Annotated in this window: 13 protein-coding genes; 9 read left to right on the top strand and 4 right to left on the bottom strand. The window is 38.1% G+C overall.

The window, feature by feature from the left end; genetic code table 11:
* The first annotated feature begins 6 nt into the window (after positions 1-6).
* From HQN83_RS22435 to HQN83_RS22425, 3 genes are read left to right on the top strand one after another with little or no spacing between them, the layout of a single operon-like run.
* Positions 7-3,564: a SusC/RagA family TonB-linked outer membrane protein gene (locus HQN83_RS22435; protein WP_173093552.1), complete on the top strand. Its 3,558-nt coding sequence runs from the start codon at positions 7-9 to the stop codon at positions 3,562-3,564.
* A gap of 31 nt (positions 3,565-3,595) precedes the next feature.
* Positions 3,596-5,392 (top strand): RagB/SusD family nutrient uptake outer membrane protein, encoded by a 1,797-nt coding sequence (locus HQN83_RS22430; protein WP_173093550.1) that lies wholly within the window; start codon positions 3,596-3,598, stop codon positions 5,390-5,392.
* Between the two features lie 32 nt (positions 5,393-5,424).
* Entirely contained in the window at positions 5,425-6,270 is an 846-nt protein-coding gene (locus HQN83_RS22425; protein ID WP_173093548.1) for an endonuclease/exonuclease/phosphatase family protein, read from the top strand.
* 6 nt (positions 6,271-6,276) lie between these two features.
* Here the strand turns inward: HQN83_RS22425 and cls are convergent, their stop codons facing one another.
* On the bottom strand, positions 6,277-7,728 hold the full coding sequence (gene cls, locus HQN83_RS22420) for a cardiolipin synthase (RefSeq protein ID WP_173093546.1): 1,452 nt from the start codon (positions 7,726-7,728) through the stop codon (positions 6,277-6,279).
* 123 nt (positions 7,729-7,851) lie between these two features.
* Here cls and HQN83_RS22415 point away from each other — a divergent pair, with 123 nt between their 5' ends.
* On the top strand, positions 7,852-10,020 hold the full coding sequence (locus HQN83_RS22415; RefSeq protein WP_173093544.1) for a hypothetical protein: 2,169 nt from the start codon (positions 7,852-7,854) through the stop codon (positions 10,018-10,020).
* A gap of 14 nt (positions 10,021-10,034) precedes the next feature.
* Here the strand turns inward: HQN83_RS22415 and HQN83_RS22410 are convergent, their stop codons facing one another.
* Entirely contained in the window at positions 10,035-11,336 is a 1,302-nt protein-coding gene (locus HQN83_RS22410; protein WP_173093542.1) for a thioredoxin domain-containing protein, read from the bottom strand.
* Between the two features lie 96 nt (positions 11,337-11,432).
* On the opposite strand from HQN83_RS22410, the gene HQN83_RS22405 reads away from it, so the two are divergent.
* Entirely contained in the window at positions 11,433-11,885 is a 453-nt protein-coding gene (locus tag HQN83_RS22405; RefSeq protein ID WP_173093540.1) for a hypothetical protein, read from the top strand.
* 8 nt (positions 11,886-11,893) lie between these two features.
* On the opposite strand, the gene HQN83_RS22400 is transcribed toward HQN83_RS22405, so the two are convergent.
* Positions 11,894-12,136: a hypothetical protein gene (locus tag HQN83_RS22400; RefSeq protein WP_173093538.1), complete on the bottom strand. Its 243-nt coding sequence runs from the start codon at positions 12,134-12,136 to the stop codon at positions 11,894-11,896.
* A gap of 378 nt (positions 12,137-12,514) precedes the next feature.
* On the opposite strand from HQN83_RS22400, the gene HQN83_RS22395 reads away from it, so the two are divergent.
* A complete protein-coding gene (locus tag HQN83_RS22395) occupies positions 12,515-13,861 on the top strand; it encodes a hypothetical protein (protein ID WP_173093536.1) in 1,347 nt (448 codons plus the stop codon).
* A gap of 1 nt (position 13,862) precedes the next feature.
* Here the strand turns inward: HQN83_RS22395 and HQN83_RS22390 are convergent, their stop codons facing one another.
* Positions 13,863-16,655, bottom strand: a complete 2,793-nt coding sequence (locus HQN83_RS22390; protein WP_173093534.1) for a substrate-binding domain-containing protein — start codon at positions 16,653-16,655, stop codon at positions 13,863-13,865.
* 251 nt (positions 16,656-16,906) lie between these two features.
* Here HQN83_RS22390 and HQN83_RS22385 point away from each other — a divergent pair, with 251 nt between their 5' ends.
* The 3 genes from HQN83_RS22385 to HQN83_RS22375 all read left to right on the top strand — a co-directional run bounded on the left by HQN83_RS22385 (position 16,907) and on the right by HQN83_RS22375 (position 20,927).
* Positions 16,907-18,274 carry a sugar porter family MFS transporter gene (locus HQN83_RS22385; protein ID WP_262890080.1) on the top strand — a complete coding sequence of 456 codons (1,368 nt, stop codon included), beginning with the start codon at positions 16,907-16,909 and terminating at the stop codon, positions 18,272-18,274.
* 10 nt (positions 18,275-18,284) lie between these two features.
* Positions 18,285-19,202 carry a carbohydrate kinase family protein gene (locus HQN83_RS22380; RefSeq protein ID WP_173093531.1) on the top strand — a complete coding sequence of 306 codons (918 nt, stop codon included), beginning with the start codon at positions 18,285-18,287 and terminating at the stop codon, positions 19,200-19,202.
* Between the two features lie 75 nt (positions 19,203-19,277).
* Positions 19,278-20,927 carry a glycoside hydrolase family 32 protein gene (locus tag HQN83_RS22375; protein ID WP_173093529.1) on the top strand — a complete coding sequence of 550 codons (1,650 nt, stop codon included), beginning with the start codon at positions 19,278-19,280 and terminating at the stop codon, positions 20,925-20,927.
* Positions 20,928-21,125 lie beyond the last annotated feature (198 nt).

The raw sequence follows: 21,125 nt of genomic DNA, 5'->3' as shown, positions 1-21,125 counted from the left end.
AAATATATGAAAAAACATTTACTGCTTTTGCAGAAAATTATGCGTTATACATTGCTCATTTACGCCTTTATAATCGCCAGTACACAAATATTATTTGCAGACAATTCCAATGGTCAGGTTTTAAATAAAAGAATCAATATTGCCTTTAAAAACGAGAACCTTCTTGATGCAATAGAAAAGCTGCAAATGAAAAGTGGAGTCGATTTTGCCTACGATCCGGCATACCTAAAACTTAAAAAATTCAGAACCGAGGAGAGAGATTTTAGTAATGAAAAAATAGAAGAAATTTTAATGGCTATTTTTGACGATACTGGTCTTACTTTCAGAGAAGAAGTAAAAGGAACCATCACATTAATTAAAAACGATAATCCAGGAAAGATTACCGGGAAGATTGTTGATGAGAATGGTGATCCACTTCCAGGAGCCAATATTAAAATTCTAGAGTTAAATACAGGAACACAAAGCCATCCTGATGGTACTTATAGCATCAATGCTGCTCCGGGTGTTTACACGCTAACCATTAGTTTTATTTCTTATACTTCCTCTACACAAACCAAGGTTGTAGTAAAAGCAGGAGAAACCACAAAATTAAATGTCTCATTAACTGCACAAACCGGTACTTTAAGTGAAGTACTAGTTGTAGGATATGGTACACAAAAAAGAGAAAACGCAACGGGTGCGGTAGATCAGATTTCGTCTAAATCATTAGAGAACAGACCCGTGCCCAACCTTACTCAAGGTCTTCAGGGCTTGTTACCCAATTTGAACATCAAAATGATGGACGGAAAACCAACACAGTCACCTAGCTATAACATAAGGGGAACGACTTCTATTGGACAGGGCGGAAGCGCATTGATTCTGATTGATGGTTTTGAGGGCGATCCAAGTTTACTGAATCCTAATGATGTAGAAACAGTATCCATTCTAAAGGATGCAGCTTCAGCAGCAATTTACGGAGCCAGAGGTGCTTTTGGTGTAGTATTAATTACTACTAAGAGACCCGAAAAAGGCAGAACAACGGTGAACTTCTCTAGCAACTTTGCTTTAAAGAATCCGTTGCAAACGCCAGACTTTGTAACCGATGGATACACATGGGCAAAAATGTTTGCCGAAGCATTTGTAAACGGTGATGGTTCATTTCCTCAGAATGCCAATAAAACTCAGAAATTTTCTCAGGCTTACTTAGATGAGTTCAAAAAAAGAGCAGAGTCAGGGCAACCTTACAATCAAGTAGAGGTAAATCCAACAACAGGAGAATATACCTATTACGGAAGTACAGATTGGTATGGCGAATTGTATAAAAAAAATACAGTTGCCACAGAAAACAACCTATCAATCAGTGGAAGCAGCGATAAAACGGCCTTCTTAATTTCAGGTCGTTTCTTAGGACAAGATGGACTCTTCAGGTATAATACTGATGATTACAACATGAAGAACATCCGTGCGAAGGGATCAGTGCAGGTATTTCCTTGGTTAACCATTGAAAATAATGCAGACTATTCAGTAATGAACTACCATAACCCAATCAATGTTGGCGAGGGTGGCGGAATCTGGAGGAATATTGCTGATGAAGGTCACCCGACTATGCCTATGTTTAATCCCGATGGCTCCCTGACTTTTACTTCTGCATACACTGTTGGAGATTTTTACTACGGAAAGAATGGTATAGATACAAAGAAGCAGGTTTTTAGAAATATCACCGGATTGAGAAGTAATTTCTTCAATAATAAATTTAGAGTAAATGCTGATTTTACCTTCCGCAATACCAACAATGATAGGAATCAAAAACGTGTTCAGGTGCCTTACAGTAATATCAAAGGGCAAACTTCTTATGTAGGTACTACCACCAACGACCTTTTGTTTGAACGAAGAGAAACTCAGTATTTGGCAGCAAACATCTATGGTGAGTTTGAAAATAAATTTGGCGCTGATCATTACCTAAAGCTAATGGCCGGATATAACTATGAAGAATCTACTTACAATAGATTATCTACGCAGCGTAATGGAATTATTTTTGAAGACGCTACAGATCTTAATTTGGCTTTAGGTCAGGCAATTACCACAGGTGGTGGTTATGAGCAATGGGCAATCTTAGGAGGTTTTTCACGATTGAATTATTCCTTCAAAGATCGTTACCTGATAGAGGTAAACGCACGTTATGATGGATCTTCTAAATTCCCTTCTGGCCAGCGTTACGGATTCTTTCCTTCAATTTCAGGAGGATGGAGAGTTAATAAAGAATCATTCTGGAATGTTTCAGATAAGATCATCTCAGATTTGAAAGTACGTGCATCATATGGGTCATTGGGTAATGGAAATATAAACTCATACGAATATCAAGAGCTATTTTCTATCACTCAATCACCATTGGTATTAGGAGGTGTTAGGCCACAAACCACAAGGCTACCGGGAGTACTTCCAGATCAGATTACCTGGGAAACATCTACCACCACCAATTTTGGTTTGGATTTGGCTATGCTATCTAACCGTTTAATTTTCAGTGGTGATGCTTATGTAAGGAAAACTACAGATATGTTTACTGTTGGTCTTACTGCTCCTGCAGTTTTCGGAAATACTGTACCAAAAGGAAACTATGCTGATTTAACCACCAGAGGATGGGAAGCTTCAGTAACATGGAACGACAGGATTGGTAATGGAGATAAACCTTTCAAATATAATGTACGCTTAACTTTATCTGACAGCAAATCGAAGATTGATAAGTATAATAACCCGAACAAATTACTTACAGATGTAGGAAATAATGGTACCGGTAGAGAGTATTACGAAGGGCAGACAATAGGAGAGATCTGGGGTTATGAAACAGAGGGATTCTTTATAGATCAGGCTGATATTGATTCACATGCTAAGCAAAGTCCACAAATGAGAGCCTCACCAACCAATATTTGGTACCCAGGTGATATCAAATTAAAGGATACAAACGGCGATGGTTTTATCAATATAGGAGACAACACAGTAGCTAAACCGGGCGACAGAAGGATTATAGGAAATTCAGCTCCAAGATATTTGTATAGTGTAAGTCTTGGTGCCGACTGGAACAACTTCTTTTTCTCTACATTCTTCCAGGGTGTTGGTAAGCAGCAATGGTACCCAAGTACGGAAACAGAAATGTTCTGGGGGCAGTACAATAGGCCTTACAACAACATCCCTACTTTTCATGTAGGTAATATGTGGACGCCTGAAAATACGAATGCTTACTTTCCTAGAACGATGTCGCGTGCAGCTTCAAGCAACACCAATAGGGAGTTAGGTGTAGCACAAACTAAGTACCTGCAAAATGTGGCCTATCTAAGACTTAAGAACCTACAAATTGGATACAATTTACCTGCACGACTGATTTCGCGCATTGGGGCACGCTCAGCGAAGGTGTTTTTCTCAGGAGAGAACTTATTTACCTACTCACCACTCTATAAAGTCGTGAAAACGATAGATGTAGAGAATGCAGTACCCTCAGATCAGGATTTGAACTCAGGTAGTACCAATGGAGATGGCTATAACTATCCGCTGATGAAGAGCTATTCATTAGGCTTAAGCTTAGGATTTTAACCTTATTGATGAACATTATAAACAGATAATTATGAAAAAACAATATATATGGATTCTACTGTGCTGCTTGTGCTTTACAGCCTGTAAGAAGCTTGATCAGGAACCTGAATCTACCGCATCAAAGAAAGCTGTTTTCGGAAGCGAGAGTGGATTAAAGCTTTATACCAACTCTTTTTATGCAATGGACTTTCTGCCTAAGAACTCTACTAGTCAGGATGCTGTTTCTGATTACCTGGCGGTAAAATCTGTTTCCGATTTTATAAGACCTGGAATTTTCACTTCTACACAAAGTTCCGGATGGACCTGGAATGACCTTAGGAATATCAATTACTTTATTGAAAATTGTAAAGATCCATCTGTTCCTGCTGATATTAGAAATAACTATTTAGGTATAGCAAGGTATTTCAGAGCATATTTTTATATGGAGAAAGTGAAGCGATTTGGTGATGTACCCTGGATTGGTAAGCCAATGAATATCAATGATCCTGCACTATATGCTGGTCGAAATAAAAGAGAAGTAGTTATGGATTCTGTACTTGCCGACATTGATTTTGCCTGTGCCAATATAAAAGCAACTAACGATGCAAGCCGTAGTACGGTTACTAAGTGGGTGGCATATGCTTATAAATCAAGAATTTGTCTTTTCGAAGGAACATTTAGGAAATACCATGCCGAACTTGGTTTGCAATCTTCAGCATCAGCATGGTTAGCCAATGCTGAAACGGCAGCTAAAGAAATTATGGATAAGGGCGGATATTCTATCAATACCGCAGGCGGTCCCGGTGTTTCTTACCGTCAGGTGTTTACCAGCACAGTTCCTCTTGCAAACGAAGTGCTACAGGCTGCTGTAAGTGACCTTACTTTAAACGTATTGAATGAGGCAAACTGGTGGTGGACTAGTGGAACCTATGGCGCCAAGGCAAGTTTTACCAGAACATTTATCAATACTTATTTAAAGCTCGATGGAACTCCGTTTACTAACGACCCAGCTTATACAACAATGTTGTTTAAGGATGAAGTGAAAAACCGAGATTTGAGATTAAAACAGACCATCCGTTCCGGAGATTATAAAAGGATAAGCGGGGGAGTATTAGTTCCAGCACCTCCTGTATTCTCTTACACTTTTACTGGTTATCAGCCAATAAAATGGACATTAGATGATATGTACTATGATGCTGGAGCTCTTAATATTAACTCCATTGCCTTATTCCGTTATGCCGAAGTTCTATTGAATTATGCCGAAGCCAAAGCTGAACTTGGTACACTTACCAATGAAGATTGGGCAACAACTGTTGGAGTACTTAGAGCAAGAGGTGGTATAACACAAGGGTTAACAACAAAACCAGTGCTTGCAGATCCTTACCTAATAGCCAACTATTTTCCGGGAATTGCTGATCCATCTATTTTGGAAGTAAGACGAGAAAGAGGTATTGAGCTTAGTCTTGAAGGTTTACGTTATAGTGATCTTTTAAGATGGAAAAGAGCTCCGCTTATGGATCAGGAGTGGGATGGTTTTTATGTTCCTGCGCTTAATACCCCTATGGATCTAAATGAAGATGGTATTCTTGATGTAGCTTTTTTTCAAGGTACAAAACCAACACCTGCTGTTTCGGGAGTTACTTATGTGGATGTATCAGCAACAATTGGTGGTAAAATAAACTCTCAGTTGCTCAAAAATGGTACTTTCGGAGAACTTACCTGGATGAATGAAATAGTTAGAAAATGGGATGATAAGATGTATTATTACCCAATTCCCCAGGCAGACTTACAGAAAAATCCTGCTCTTGGCCAGAATCCTGGTTGGGATGGTCTTCCAAATAATAAGTAAATTGTAATTTTATAAAGTAAAACTAAATAAATATGAAAATAAGACAAATCATTCTTTCTATATTTTTGGTAGTGATAAGCGCCAATGCGTTTGCTCAAAAATTTACTGTTGGATCCTTTAACATTCGTTATGATAACGCCGGAGACGAAGGAAACAGGTGGTCTCAAAGGGCTCCTGTGGCTGCAAATCTATTACGTTTTCATGATTTCGATGTTTTCGGTATTCAGGAAGGATTGAAAAATCAGATAGACGATTTGAGTAAGCTATTGCCAGAATACGCACATTATGGTTTAGGACGTGATGATGGTAAAGACGCTGGTGAGCACTCTTCTATATTTTATCGTCAGGACAAGTTTAAGTTACTGGATAAAGGTGATTTCTGGTTGTCAGAAACTCCTGATAAACCGGGAAAAGGCTGGGATGCTACTTGCTGTAACCGTATCTGTACTTGGGTACACCTTCAAGACATAAGTAGTGGTAAAAAGTTTTACTACTTTAATGCGCATTTCGATCATCAAGGTAAAATTGCACGTGTAGAAAGCGGAAAGCTAATCGTTAAAAAGATCAGCGAAATTGCAGGTAACACACCGGCTATTTTCACAGGAGATTTAAATGGTGGCCAAAAAAGCGAATGGTATTTAACATTGGCTAATTCTGGTCTTTTAACCGATACTTATACTCAGGTTAAATATCCTTATGCAAATAATTCATCATTTAATGCATGGGGTAAAAGTGTAGATGGTTACGAAATTATTGACCATGTATTTGTTACCAAAGGCTTTAAAGCTGATAAATGGGGTATACTAACTGATACTTACCATGGTAAGTTCGTTTCGGATCATTTCCCAATTTTAGTAAATGTAACGTTGACAAAATAAACCAACCTATAGCAGCGGGGATAATAACCTCGCTGCTTTTTCAAGCAACTTCCTATATACCGGACGTGCACCCCACAATACCGGATCAATCCTTAGCGAATCTTTAAGATCCTCATAAAAAATATCAGTCAATTCAGTGGCAATCGCACTATCATACACAATTGCATTCACTTCGAAATTCAGATCAAAACTTCTGAAATCCATATTTGCAGTACCCACCATTGCTATTTTCTTATCAGTTACCATTGTTTTGGCATGTACAAAACCCTTCTGATATTGATAAATCTCTACACCGGCTTTAAGTAAATCATCATAATACGATCTAGCAGCCGAATTTACGAGTACAGAATCTGATACACCCGGTACCAAAAGCTTAACAGAAATACCACTTAATGAGGCGATAACTAATGCATCCAATAAACTCTCACCCGGAATAAAATAAGGACTGGTGATTAGTATTTCATCGGTAGCCAGATTAATGGCCTGAAGAATAGAAAATAAAATTGTTGGCGATTCAGAATCCGGGCCACTTGCTGCAATCTGAACAATCTTATTGTCATCGCCCACTTGAGGTGGTTTTGGAGGGAAAAACTCCTTGTTTGGTTTCAATAACTCTTCAGCGCAAAAATTCCAGTCACACAAAAACAGATATTGCAAATACTGCGCACCCGGGCCATCAATACGCAAGTGAGTATCTCGCCAGTAAAGCTGATTAGGTTCACGATTAATGTATCTGTCACTCACATTAATGCCACCCACAAAAGCAGTAACACCATCAATTACAATTATTTTGCGGTGATTACGGTAATTAAGTCGGTTGGCGAAAAGCATAAAATGCACCTTTAAAAAAGGAACAGCTGTTATGCCATTTTCAATTAATCTGGGAACTAGTTTTTTACGAATGCTGCGGCTACCAAAATCATCATAAATAAAGCGAACAGTAACCCCTTCTTTGGCTTTTTCAATTAATGCCTGCTCAATTGCCTGTCCAATTTCATCATCCTCATAAATGTAATATTCAATATGGATGTGTTGTTTCGCATCCTTAATAGCTGTTAATACCTCAGGAAACTTTTGCTCCCCATTTATCAAAAGTTTTAAAGAGTTTTTTGCAGTTAAAGGACTCATAGAATCCTTCAAGATCATAAATGCCAGCTCTTTATTGCCAATAACAGCATGGCCATTTTCTTTAAGTGTACGTTCGGAATATTGAAGAATCTCGTGTCTGAATTTATTTGCCAGATCATCATTCTCATAAAGCTTCTTACTGTACATTTTTCTGTGTCGGTAATTAATGCCGAAAAAGAAATAGAAAAGCATCCCAAAAAACGGAACAAATATGGCAAATAGTAAATAGGCGAGGGTTTTGGTTGTGCTCCTGGTGTCGTATATAATGCGCAGACAAACAAAGACTAAAAGAACAACGTAAACGATTTCCGAAATCAGTAGCCAGTCCATAATAGCGATAAGCAGTTAAAACAAATAGATATATAGTAAGTTAATAATTCCTGACCAATAAACAGACGAATAATTTATATTTACCGTAACAACACACAAGAACCGAACCTAAGAACCAAATTAATGAAAAGACTAACCCTTTTTGCGTTATTTTCTTTCGCAATTACCATACCTGTAAGTGCTCAATTAAAAACTAAAGAAAAAACGGCTTTCCAAACCGGGAGCGCCTGGAAACCCGAAATAGACGTACGGTCTGATATCGCCATTGTTTATGGTGCAAACGATAGACAGGGCATGACATTTCAACAACGTGTAGACTCTTGGCGAAACCATGGCTATCAAACCCATTTCATGACGGGAATAGCATGGGGCGAGTATCAGGATTATTTTTTAGGGAAATGGGACGGTAAAAACCATCAGGATATTGGGCAGATGGAAAGAAACGGAAACGTGATTTGGCATGGGGGAGGTGTTCCTTATATTGTACCCGTTCAGTCGTTTCTGGAGTATATGAAAACAGCCATCATTAAAAAGGTAATTGACGCAGGCATCACTTCAATTTACCTCGAGGAACCAGAGTTTTGGGCCAGGGCAGGCTATAGCGAAGTGTTTAAACAAGAATGGAAAAAATATTATGGTTTTGATTGGCGACCTCAACATGAATCGGCCGAGAATACCTATTTATCAAGCAAGCTCAAATACCATTTGTATTATGAGGCCATTAAAGACGTGTCTTCATACGCCAAATCATACGGAAAAACTAAAGGACTATCTATAAAAGTTTACATAGCTACCCACTCATTGGTTAATTATTCATCATGGCAAATAGTGAGCCCTGAAGCAAGTTTAGCATCATTACCCGGAATTGATGGGTACATCGCTCAGGTGTGGACAGGAACCTCTCGGGAGCCTACATATTTTGATGGGCAAAAAAAGGAACGCGTATTCGAAAATGCCTTTCTAGAATATGGCTCAATGGTATCTATGACTGCGCCTACAGGCCGTAAAATGTTCTTTTTAACTGATCCTATTGAGGATTGGCCACGCGATTGGAGTGACTACAAGCTTAACTATCAAGCTACGTTTACAGCCAAGTTATTGTATCCGATGGTAAATAATTACGAAGTAATGCCATGGCCAGAACGTATTTATACCAGACCTTATAAACTGGCCAATAGCACAGAAGCTGTACTAATTCCTAAGTACTATTCTACTCAGATGCAGGTGATGGTTAACGCGCTAAATGATATGCCGTTATCAGATAATCAGGTTACGGGTAAAAATGGTGTAGGGGTATTGATGAGTAATAGCTTAATGTTTCAGCGCTTTCCAGACCATAAGGGATACGATGACCCGCAGTTTTCTAATTTCTACGGACAAACACTGCCTTTGTTAAAAAATGGTGTTCCGGTGCAAACTGTGCATATGGAAAACCTGTCGTTTAAAGGAACACTTAAAGACATAAAGGTATTGGTTGTGAGTTATGCCAATATGAAACCTGTTTCGGCAGATGTACATAAATACATTGCCGAATGGGTTAAAAATGGTGGTGTTTTGGTTTATTGCGGTCGCGATGATGATCCTTATCAGTCGGTAATGGAATGGTGGAATACTAAAGGTAACGAGTTTAAAGTCCCTTCAGGTCATTTGCTCACGTTATTGAACATAAAGCCTGTAGAAAATAAAAAGCAGCCAGTAGGTAAGGGCGCCGTTTATTTAATCAAACAAAACCCCAAGGAGTTTGTGTTAAATGCAAACTCAGCAAACACCTATCTGGATTTGGTTAAACATGCTTATGAGCATGATGCAAAAGCAGGTGCGCTATCGTTTAAAAACAATCTTTATTTGCAAAGAGGAGCGTACGATATTGTTTCTGTAATGGACGAATCTGTAAGTAAAGAACCATATAAAATTAGCGGGCCTGTTATAGATCTTTTTGATCCAAAACTTCCGGTGCTTTCCGAGAAAGTGATTAATCCGGGAGAACAAGCGCTGTTGTACAATGTAAAGCGGATAAAGGACAAATCTAAACCGATGGTTTTAGCCTCAGCATCAAGAGTATATGATGAAATAAGAAATGGCAGAACCTATTCTTTTGTATGCAAAAGCCCGGCTAAAACAGAAAACAGTATGCGTATTTTATTACCTGCTAAACCATTAAAAAGTAGTGTAACGAGCAATACAGGAGAAGAAATAGCTAACGTTAATTCATCCTGGGATGAAAGCTCAAAAACACTTTATCTTGGTTTTGATAATAGTCCTGATGGAATAAAAGTAAACTGTAGCTGGTAATCCGATTAAATCAGCTACAATTTTCTGTCTTTGATTTTTTGCCCTGTAGATTTTAAAGATTCTATGATGTTTGTAGAAGTACCAACCTCTATAGCCATATTAATAGATTTATTCTGATTGATAAGCGCTTCATCATAGAATTCCATGCGGTAGAATATTTGCGCTAAAGTATCATAATATTGAAAATTCTGTTTTAAATCAATCGCCCTTTTTACCCATAAAAAGGCTTTGCTTAAATACAATTTATTGCGAGTGCCTAATATATAAAAATCCCATGCAGCATTATTAAGCAAATCAGGAATATTGGCATTTGAAGGAGATGGCTGATTAAATGTGGGTACTTTGCTTTGCATTTTTCCCAATATTGATGGATCTTGAAATCTAATGGAATCTGCATTTACCCTCATGTAATATTGATCCACAAAATATGATGTTTGTGGGTAGTAATTGGCTGTATCTTTTACTGCTTTGTAATAATTAAGGATCTTTAGTTGAGATTGTTTACTGCCTTCATTGTAATTATCACTCCAGGTGTTTCTGGTGAAATTCATTGCGGCTTGCGCCATTGCAATGTTTTTGGTTCTGATAGCCTCATTTTGAGTGTTATTAATAACTCTGTCATTGATGTCTATTCGTTCTTGCAGAGGAAGCGTCATGAATACACTATCAGTTTTTGTTTTGTTTAAACCATTGATGTTAAAGGCCTTTCCGAAAGCATACGCACCAGACCTAAGAATGAATATGATTTCATTTGGGTCATTAAGCTCACCTATGGTTTTATAGTCCACATACTCGTCAATTAACTTTGCGTTATCGAATATTCCGGCCTCCATTCTTAAGTTAATATAGTTCTTTATCAATTTGGCACTGTGCTTCTCATTTGCATACTTTTCCTCATAGGTGGAAAGCATTATTCCTGTATTTTTACGGGTAAGTGCTGTTTTACCGTTATTAAGGACGTTTTCTGTGTTGTCACCTGTTGATGTTTTAAAAATCAGGTTTTGTTTGTAGTCAATAAAAACACTGGCCGGAAATACGGTTACTCCATATTTGTTAATCAATTCACGACCCACACTATCCATCATTTCAACCTTATAATTGATAAAGTTTTTATTGTAGAAACTAGATACATCCGCTTGATCTATAATGCTTTTAGTATCCTTAGCATATACTGGAATTGTGATGTGAATACAAATAGACTTTTTGGTACTTGATGCCTGCTTTACAGCATCGGGTAGGCTTTTTTGGAACTTAATCTGAGAAAAAGATAATTGTGCATTAAAAATAATAAATGATAGGAGGGTAATCTTTTTCATTGAGCGTTAAATAATTTAGGATGTTTGCAAGGTATTAAATTTTTCTATTCTATGGTAGAATGAAAAATCTGGTTATACATTTGAAAAAATAATTTAATGAAACAGTTTCTAAGCTTACTAGTGGTTTTTACTTGTCTTACAATGACCGGTATGGGCCAATCCATATCTGCTAAAACCAGGATAAGGGAAGCCCAAAAGAGTTATCATATAGGCCAGTATAATAGTGCATTAACAAAGCTAGAACAAGCTGAAAAAGCAGTAGGTAAGGTTAATTTTTCTATTCTGTATTGGCGAATATTGACACAAAGAGCCCTATTGCCAAGTGTTAAAGATCCTGCATTTTATACCAATATGAAGAAATTTGAAGAGCTGGAAATTTTAAGAGAAAACTGTAGTATTTACTTAAAAACTTATGGGAAGTTGGCAGCTTTAAATGAACAATCTAATAAAGTTTATCAGGTTCAGCAAAGTTTGAAAGGTTATCCTGTTGCAAAAGTGGAGTTTGATGAGATTATGCATCTGCAAAATGCCATAAAATCAAATCATTAAGCCGATAATTATTTTGTAACCAGTTCTTGATGAAGAAGTATACTGTCTCTAATTGAATTAAGTAAGGGAAGATCTACTTTGCAATCCATGCTTTGTCGGTAATGATCTCGGTCATCATTGTCTATCTCAATTGTCCCGATTCTTTCATGTTGGTCGTTAAAGATTTGGAATCGTTCATTATCGAGAGCCTTAATGTCAAAAAACTGTCCGAAGTGCCGGCTATCGGCTACTTCAATTCTAAATTTTTCCATTGTGATTTGGATTAATGTATTCAGCTTAACAAACGGGATTAATTATTGTTCCTGAAATTTGGTAGTTTTTTATTTTTTTGTAAATTTATAATGATGTAACCTTTTGGTTTATAGTTGTTATACGTTTTAGTGGTAAAAATAGAGCCTTTTTTAAAACGACAAAACTTCTTTGTAATAGCTAATCTGTTAGGCTCACCTTAGACTTAGGTCAGACTATTCCCTGACAGGTTTCTCTAAAGACACTAAGAATAATCGCAGGCGGTACTTTTTTAAAAGCAAGTCAATATAGTGCTTTTGTCCTTCCATGTTTATGGCTAAATTGCAAGATTCATAATGATGATGATGATGAAAATGATTTAAAAAATGAAAATCAACTAAATGAATCAAAAAATACTAGTAGCTCTTGCCTTGGTTTGCCTATTTGGCGCCTGTAAATCAGTTAAAAAAGAAACTACCGCCGCATACGAAGACGGCCTCACAAAATACCTTACTTCTACAATAGAAAAAGATAGCTTAATTAATCCTCCTGCCGAGTACTATAAAAAAACAATACTAACAACCGAGATTACTAAATACCAAACACTCTTATGGAGTTCATGGAAAAAAGCCAATGCTGAACGCCTTAAAACATGGGCTCAGCTAATCGACAACTCTACAAAGGATTCCTTAATCTGGCAACTGCCTGATCAAAAGAAAATGCTTTTTTCAATGAGTAAGAAGGGCAATAAGCCGGATGGTGGTTATCCGCTTTATATCAATTTACATGGTGGAGGTTGTTTTCCTGGCGAATCGGGGCCATGGACTTCACCATCAAATGATTCTGAATGGAAAGCAGCTAAATCTTTAGGCGCAAAGTATCAGGATAGTCCGAGTATGTATTTTATCCCTCGCATGCCAGATGATAGAAGAGGGCGCTGGTACCATAGTGGCGTTATAGCCGCATGGATTAGAACCTGGCAGCTTGCAGTGCTTTCTGGCGATGTAAATGCAAATAAGACCTACATAATGGGGATTTCTGAAGGTGGATATGGCAGTTTCAGGATGGGTATTTTTCTTGCAGATTACTTTGCAGGGGCAGGACCTATGGCAGGACCGGTGTGGGCAGATCAGGAGCCTGTCGAGAATTTAAGAAACATCGCTTTTCGTATTGAGGTTGGCGAGAAAGACTATGCCTACGGACGCGTACAAAATGGAAGAGATTGGAAGAAGCTTTTGGATAGTGCCTCCGCAAAGAATCCCGGACAGTTTAAACATGAGGTAGAGATACAGAACGGTCGTGGACACGGGATTGACTATTTCAGAACCGCACCATGGTTAAAGCAATTTAGCAGAAAACCATATCCAGATACGTTAAGCATGGTATATTATGCACAAGCGGATAGTATTTATGGTGGCGAGCCCAACGTGCCCAGCACTTATAGAAAGGGTTTTGGTTATTTAAGATTGGACGGCCTTTCTAAAACTGGTGAAAGGAAATTTTATGTAGAGAAAAAGGGAAACACTTATCAGGTAAGTTCTTCGAATGTTAAGGGCAAGGTTAAAGGGAAAGTTAAGCTATATATTGACAGAGTTAATTTCGCTGAACCTGTATTGGTTTACTATAATGATAAGCTTATCAGTGACAAAAAGTTGAAGCCAAATGTAGGTACAATGGCAGAGAGCCTTGCTTTGTTTGGTGATCCGGATAGGCTTTTTCCTGCGGCTGTAACTATTTTAGTTGAATAGCTTATTGATTTCTGGTTTTCTTGTATTCAGTTGGGGTCATCCCGTACTTGTTTTTAAAAATGGTAGAGAAATAAGTAGGGGATGATATGCCGACCATATAAGTGATTTCTGAAATAGAATACTCTTCGTTATTTAGTAAGTACTTAGCCTTTTTAAGTCGTCGGTTTAAAATGTAATCTGTTATACTGCAGTTTAATAACGCTTTTACTTTACGGTACAGTTGAACGCGGGATATGCCTATGGCCTTACCGATATCATCTACACTGAAATGCTCGTTGCTTAGGTTGTGTTCTACAATTCCGGCGAAGTCGTTTAAGAACTTCTTGTCAATTAGGTTGGTCGATTTTTTAACGCCTGACGAGGAGATGTCGCTGGTGTAGTGTTCTTTTAAGATAACTCTGTTCTTAATCAGGTTTTCTACGTTGGCTTGCAGGTATTCGAAGTTAAAAGGCTTGGTAATGTACACATCTGCCATGCTCTGTATGCCGTTCACTTGCTGTTCTATGCTGCCCTGGGCAGTTAATAGTATAATTGGAATGTGTGAGGTACGGATGTCAGATTTGAGTTGCTGGGTTAGGTTTTTGCCAGACATGCCGGGTACTACAACATCGGTAATAATCAGATCAGGGATTTTTTCATAAGCTTCGGCTAGTCCATTGGTGCCTGTAGAGGCGGTAAATACTTCGTAATCTGCCTCAAATTTTTCGGTTAGATAATTCAGCAGGTCCTGATTATCCTCTATAATTAATACCGATTGATCTTTGATGTGCTCAAATGCGCGGTCCTTTTCTTTGATTGCGGCGTGGTCATGTTCGGTAGTGTATATTTTTATCTGATCGTACAGCATAGCGCCTTGTTGCTCTTGTACTAGCTTTTCTTCTTCTGTAAGGTGGGCATCTCCTAGAGGTAATGTTATGGTAAATGTAGTTCCCTGCCATTTTTTACTGCTTACAGCAATGTTTCCTTGATGTAACAGAATCAATTCCTTAGAAAGAGATAAGCCCAGGCCTGAGCCTCTGCTGTAATTGAGATCTGATTGATAGAACTGCTCAAAAATATGTTCAAGTTCGGTGTCTGTCATGCCTAAACCGTTGTCTTCTACCTCAATATTAACTGTGTTGTTGGTTTTACTTATGGTAATGTAGATTCTGCCATTATCGCTGGTGAATTTTAAGGCATTGCTTAGCAGGTTAAATATCACCTTATCGAGGATGTTTACGTCAAACCAAACTACTCCCGGACTTTCTTTAACTACTAACCTCAGGTCTATATTGCGTTTCTCGGCGTTGTGTTTAAAGCTATCCAGAATTTCCTTTACAAAATCTATTAGGTTATTGGCCGTTGCGTGTAGTTTAAACTGCTTGTGCTCAATTTTTCGGTAGTCCATCAATTGATTTACCAGCCTCAGTAGCCTGTAAACGTTTTTGTAGATCAGCGTAAGGTTATTACCCGCCGTTGCTTTTACTTTTTCGTTTTTTAGTAGATCTTCAAGAGGGGATAAGATGAGTGTAAGTGGTGTTCTGAACTCGTGGGAGATGTTGGTAAAGAAATTGAGCTTGGCCTCGGTTGCAGCCTGAGCCTTTTCCGACATCTCTATGAGCTGGTTTCGCTGATTTAAGATCTCTGCATTCTTAAGCTCTAGGCTCTTGTTGATTTTTCTGTTTTCGAGTAAAGCGTGAAAGGCGAGTCCTCCAAATACTACGGCTAACACTAGCGTGATCACAATGAAATTAAGTACCAGTCTCTGACTGTTGTAAACTTTAAACTGATCTGCAAGTAAGGTCTGCTGACGCTCTATATCGCTTTGCTGACTGTTTATTCTATCCCATTGAAGCTTCATTAATTGCACATTGCTGCTATCAATTACTACAGTTTGCAGGATGTTTTCTTTTGAAAAGGATTCCTTGTTCAGGATTCTCATGGCAATGTTAATTGCTTCTTTACCTCCGGTAGGGTAAAGTACACTGGCAGTTAGTGTTTTGTTACTTACCAGATTTAGGCCACCGCCGTTTCCGGGTAAGGCATCAACCCCAATTACCTTTATTTTATTGCTTAGGTTAAGTTGTTTAAGCACCTTTCTGGCGCTTGTAGCCATTACATCATTATGCGCAAATATGGCGTCAATGTTTTTAAGCTTATCCTTGTTTTTTAGTAGTTGCGTTTCTGTGTTTGGCCCTAACCAGTCGCCATAAAACTGACCGGTTACTTTAATTTCAGGGTGTTCCTTAAGTGCATCCATAAAGCCCCTGTCGCGCTCAATAGCAGGAGAGGAGCCGGGCAAGCCCATTACCTCTACAACATTTCCTGATCCTTTTAGGCTATTGGCCAAATATTCTCCTGCTATTTTACCTACCTGATAATTCTCAGCACCAACATAAGCAGTATAAAGTGGCGACGAAGTTTTACGGTCGATAACAATTACGGGAATGCCTTTGTTATAGGTCTCCTCAACGATTTTAGTGAGCGGTAGTGCTTCATTTGGTGAAATGACTAGCAAATCTATGCCTTCATTAATCATTTCCTTTACCTGCTCTATTTGCTTGCTGCTACTGTTATCAGCATCGGCATAGCTCAATTTTGTGCCGGGTTTTAAAGAAAGCTCGGTTTTCATTTCAACGAGCATCGTTTTGCGCCATAAATCAGAGCCAACACATTGCGAAAAGCCAATCTTATACTCCCTTGTTTCCTTTTTATCTGAGCAGCCTTGTAAGGTTAAAATTACTCCCAATGCAAATACGAGCAGCAATGTAATCTGGTATTTGAAAAGGCATTTAAAACTGAAGGGGTTGATCATTATAAGGGCTATAAAAATTAGTGGGAACCATTAAAGCTATAAATTATATACCTCATTTTAAAATTTGGCAGTATGGGGTGCTTTATAGGGTGTAACCTGAGTTAAAGAATCGTGTAACAAAATTTAACATCTAAATAAAAGTGTTTATTTGTTGTTTTTAACTTATTGATATTCAATTGATTTTGGTGTGTTCTGTTTTTTAAAGAATTTGATGTAAGATTCATAACACCTACCTGTCATTTACTTCTAATTTGCAATCCTTAACCATTTATAAATCGAACTTCATGAAAAAGAATTCAGTACTGGCCTGGTCGATAGTAGTAGCATTAGGCGGGTTTTTATTTGGCTTTGATACCGCAGTGATATCAGGCGCCGAAAAATCAATACAACAATATTGGAACCTTTCAGTATTTGAACATGGGCTAACCATTTCAATAGCTTTAATAGGAACTGTGATAGGCTCATTGCTCGGTTCCCGACCGTCCGATAAGTTTGGTCGTAAAAACACTTTGTATTTTGTTGCTGTGGTTTATCTGCTTTCCTCTTTAGGAACTGCAATGGCTGATAATTGGTATGTTTTTCTGGTATTCAGATTTTTGGGTGGCCTGGGAGTGGGTACATCTTCAGTTACGGCACCAATTTATATCTCAGAGATTTCGCCCGCGGATAGGCGTGGTCGTTTGGTAGGACTGTTTCAATTTAATGTGGTATTGGGAATTTTGATCTCTTACCTTTCTAATTACCTGATCAGTCAGGGTGGAGAATCATCATGGCGTTGGATGTTAGGCGTGCAGGCTGCTCCATCTTTAGTGTTCCTGATATTAATTAAGTTTATTCCGGAAAGTCCGCGTTGGCTTATCCTTAAAAAAGGGGCTACTGAAAAAGCGCTGGCGATATTGAGGATTATTAATCCGCTGAATTGTGAGGAAGAATTGGCTTCAATTAAAAGATCAGAAACAAAGCTAGGGGAATCATCAAAAAGCAGCGAAAGCTTGTTCTCTGGTCAGTATTCTAAACCAGTGATATTTGCAGTGTTGTTTGCGTTTTTTAATCAGGTGTCGGGTATTAATGCCATTATCTATTATGCCCCAAGGATATTTGAAATGGCTGGTCTTGGTGCGCATTCTTCGCTGTTATCTACAGTTGGTATTGGGCTAATCAATTTCGCCTTTACACTATTGGCTTTAAATTTTATAGATAAGGTTGGTCGCCGTGTATTGATGCTGATCGGGTCTTTTGGCCTTATTGCTTCCTTATTTTTAGTGGCCTTTACATTTTATACCGAGCGCTTTAGTGGCATGGCCATTCCCATCTATATGATGGTGTTTATTGCCTTTTTTGCCTTTTCTCAGGGGGCTGTTATTTGGGTGTTTATTTCAGAAATCTTCCCAAATCAGGTGAGGGCCAAAGGCCAAACCCTGGGTAGTTCTACGCACTGGGTAATGGCCGCTCTGGTTGCCTTTTACTTTCCTTATTTTGCCGAAACTTTTGGTGGTGCCGCAACTTTTAGCTTTTTTGGCGCCATGATGGTTTTACAATTGTTATTTGTATGGCGCTTTATGCCCGAAACGAAAGGAAAATCATTGGAGAGCATTGGCGACAATATTGTTTTACATTAAATTCTAAACTATGAAACAAGAAACATCTTTAACAGCAGAAGCAGTGTGCTATGGAGAAATACTTTGGGACGTTTTACCTGATGGTCCTCAGCCGGGTGGCGCGCCTTTAAATGTGGCTTATCACCTCAATAAATTGGGTATAGCATCCGGCTTGATTAGTCGGATTGGTGATGACAATAATGGGCACAAGCTGGAAGAATTGATGGACAATTGGGGTATTAACAAGAGCTTCCTGCAAACTGATAAAGAACACGCTACCAGTGAAGTACTGGCAAGAATGAACAATGGAAATGAGGTAACTTATGAGATTGTTTTTCCGGTTGCCTGGGATTTTATTGATGAAGCAAATAAGTTAAAGGAGCAATTGAAACCTTCAAAGTATTTTGTTTATGGAAGTCTGGCTTCAAGAAATGATGTATCAAGGAATACTTTGATTGAATTACTGGATACTGATGCGATAAAGGTATTTGACATCAATATTCGTCCGCCTTTTATTAATCATTCTTTACTAGAGATATTATTAACTAAGGCAGATATTGTAAAGTTTAATGAGGCTGAGCTAAGCATGGTTCAAACGATGTTTAGAGGCTCATTTGAAGGGGAACCACAGATGGTTAAGTTTATCCAAAATCGTTTTAATGTTCCAGAAATCGTGGTTACTAAAGGAGAGTTTGGTGCTTCTTATTACAAGAATGATGAGGAGCATCACATTTGGGGCAACGAGATAAAAGTAACCGATACGATTGGTAGTGGCGATTCTTTTCTGGCTGCTTTTATTGCCAGTCATTACCAGAAAGATCAGCCTAAAGATATATTAATGAAAGCGATAGCTATGGGAGGATTTATTGCTACTAAAAAAGGTGGCTGCCCTCCGTATGATATTGCTGAATATAATCAGTTTAGAGATCAAATATTTAACCTTAAATAGCTCTTTTTTGAAGGGTGTAATGAATTAAAGTATTATAATTACAGAAACATACAAACTAACCTAAACAACCAAATAATGAAATCAACGTTAAAGGCCGTATTTACGACAGGGCTAATGCTTTGCTGCAGTATTTCTATTTTTGCAGCAGATATCTCCATTAAGATAACTAAGAAATACCTCAATTTTCCTATCTCTCAACGCCAGGATAGGGGAACAATGACATTTGAAATAGGGGGTAAACAAGAGCGCTCATTTAAAATAAGATTGGCACCGGGTGAACCTGAGTACTGGGTTTTTAGCGACGTATCTGCATTTAAAGGAAAGACCATTAAAATAAGCTATGATGGCGATGCGGCAGGGCTTAGCAAGATTTATCAGGACGATAAGATTGCTGGTCAGGATTCGTTGTATCATGAGAAAAACCGTCCTCAATTCCATTTCACAACAAGAAGAGGATGGGTTAATGATCCAAATGGATTGATCTATTATGAGGGCGAATATCACTTGTTTTACCAACATAACCCTTATGAGAGAGAATGGGAAAATATGTCGTGGGGACATGCAGTGAGTAAAGATCTTACGCATTGGGATGAGCTTCCAGTGGCTTTACACCCTGATAAGTTAGGTACTATGTTTTCTGGATCGGCTGTGATGGATTATGATAATACTGCAGGTTTCAATAAAGGAAAAACGCCTGCAATGGTTGCTTTTTATACTGCTGATAATCCGGATAGAGAAATTCAATGTGTTGCGTACAGCTTAGATAAAGGCCGTACATGGACTAAATATGAAAAGAATCCTGTTATAGATTCTAAAGATAAATGGAACAGTAAGGATACTCGTGACCCAAAGGTGTTTTGGTATAAACCAGGTAAGCATTGGGTAATGGTTTTGAATGAACGCGATGGTCATTCTATTTACAATTCTAATAACTTAAAGGATTGGAAATTTGAAAGTCATGTTACCGGATTTTGGGAATGTCCTGATCTTTTTGAATTGCCTGTTGATGGTGATAAAAATAAGACCAAATGGGTGATGTATGGTGCGTCGGGTACTTATATGCTTGGTTCTTTTGATGGGAAAGTTTTTACTCCTGAAACAGGGAAGCTTTTATATACTACAGGGTCTATTTATGCGGCTCAGACTTATTCGAATATCCCGGAAAGTGATGGCAGACGTATTCAAATTGGATGGGGTAGAGTAGCGCAGCCTGGTATGGCTTTTAACAACATGATGTTATTGCCTACAGAGCTTAAGCTTCATGCTACAAAAAACGGAATTAGGTTGTATAATATGCCTGTAAGTGAGACTTCGCAATTGTTTGAACGTACAAATCAATGGACTGGTTTGAAATCTGATGATGCGAATCAGAAGCTTAAGGAGTTTTACAGTGCGGATAAGATTCGTATTAAAACCACATTTAAGTTGTCGCATGCTACCAGTGCAGGGTTTAACTTGTTTGGTCAGCGTGTTATTGATTATGATATGAATAATAATACGATAAATGGTGTTTTCTATTCGCCTGCTGATATGACTAGTATGGAGTTAACAGCAGATATTTATGTAGATAGAACGTCGATTGAGGTATTTATTGACGGTGGCGCGTATTCTTATTCTATGGAAAGAAAACCTAATTCAGATAATAAAGAAGGATTTCATTTCTGGGGGAACAATATTGAGGTTAAGAATTTAGAGGTGTATTCGGCTAAATCTATTTGGAAGTAGGCTAGCAATCGTTATTTTGAAAATCGTCATCCTGAATTTATTTCAGGATCTCGTTTAAGCAGGTTTTAAATAGCTAGTGCGAGGTCCTTCTATGTTGAAATCCAAATTTATTTATCCATATTTTATCAATCAATGATGTTGTTAGGAGATTTTTCTCTCCTAACAACATCATTGATTTCCATATCTTATTTGTAATGA

The sequence above is a fragment of the Pedobacter foliorum genome (assembly GCF_013266735.1).
Classification (GTDB): domain Bacteria; phylum Bacteroidota; class Bacteroidia; order Sphingobacteriales; family Sphingobacteriaceae; genus Pedobacter; species Pedobacter foliorum.
This window is presented reverse-complemented; position numbering and strand designations above follow the sequence as displayed.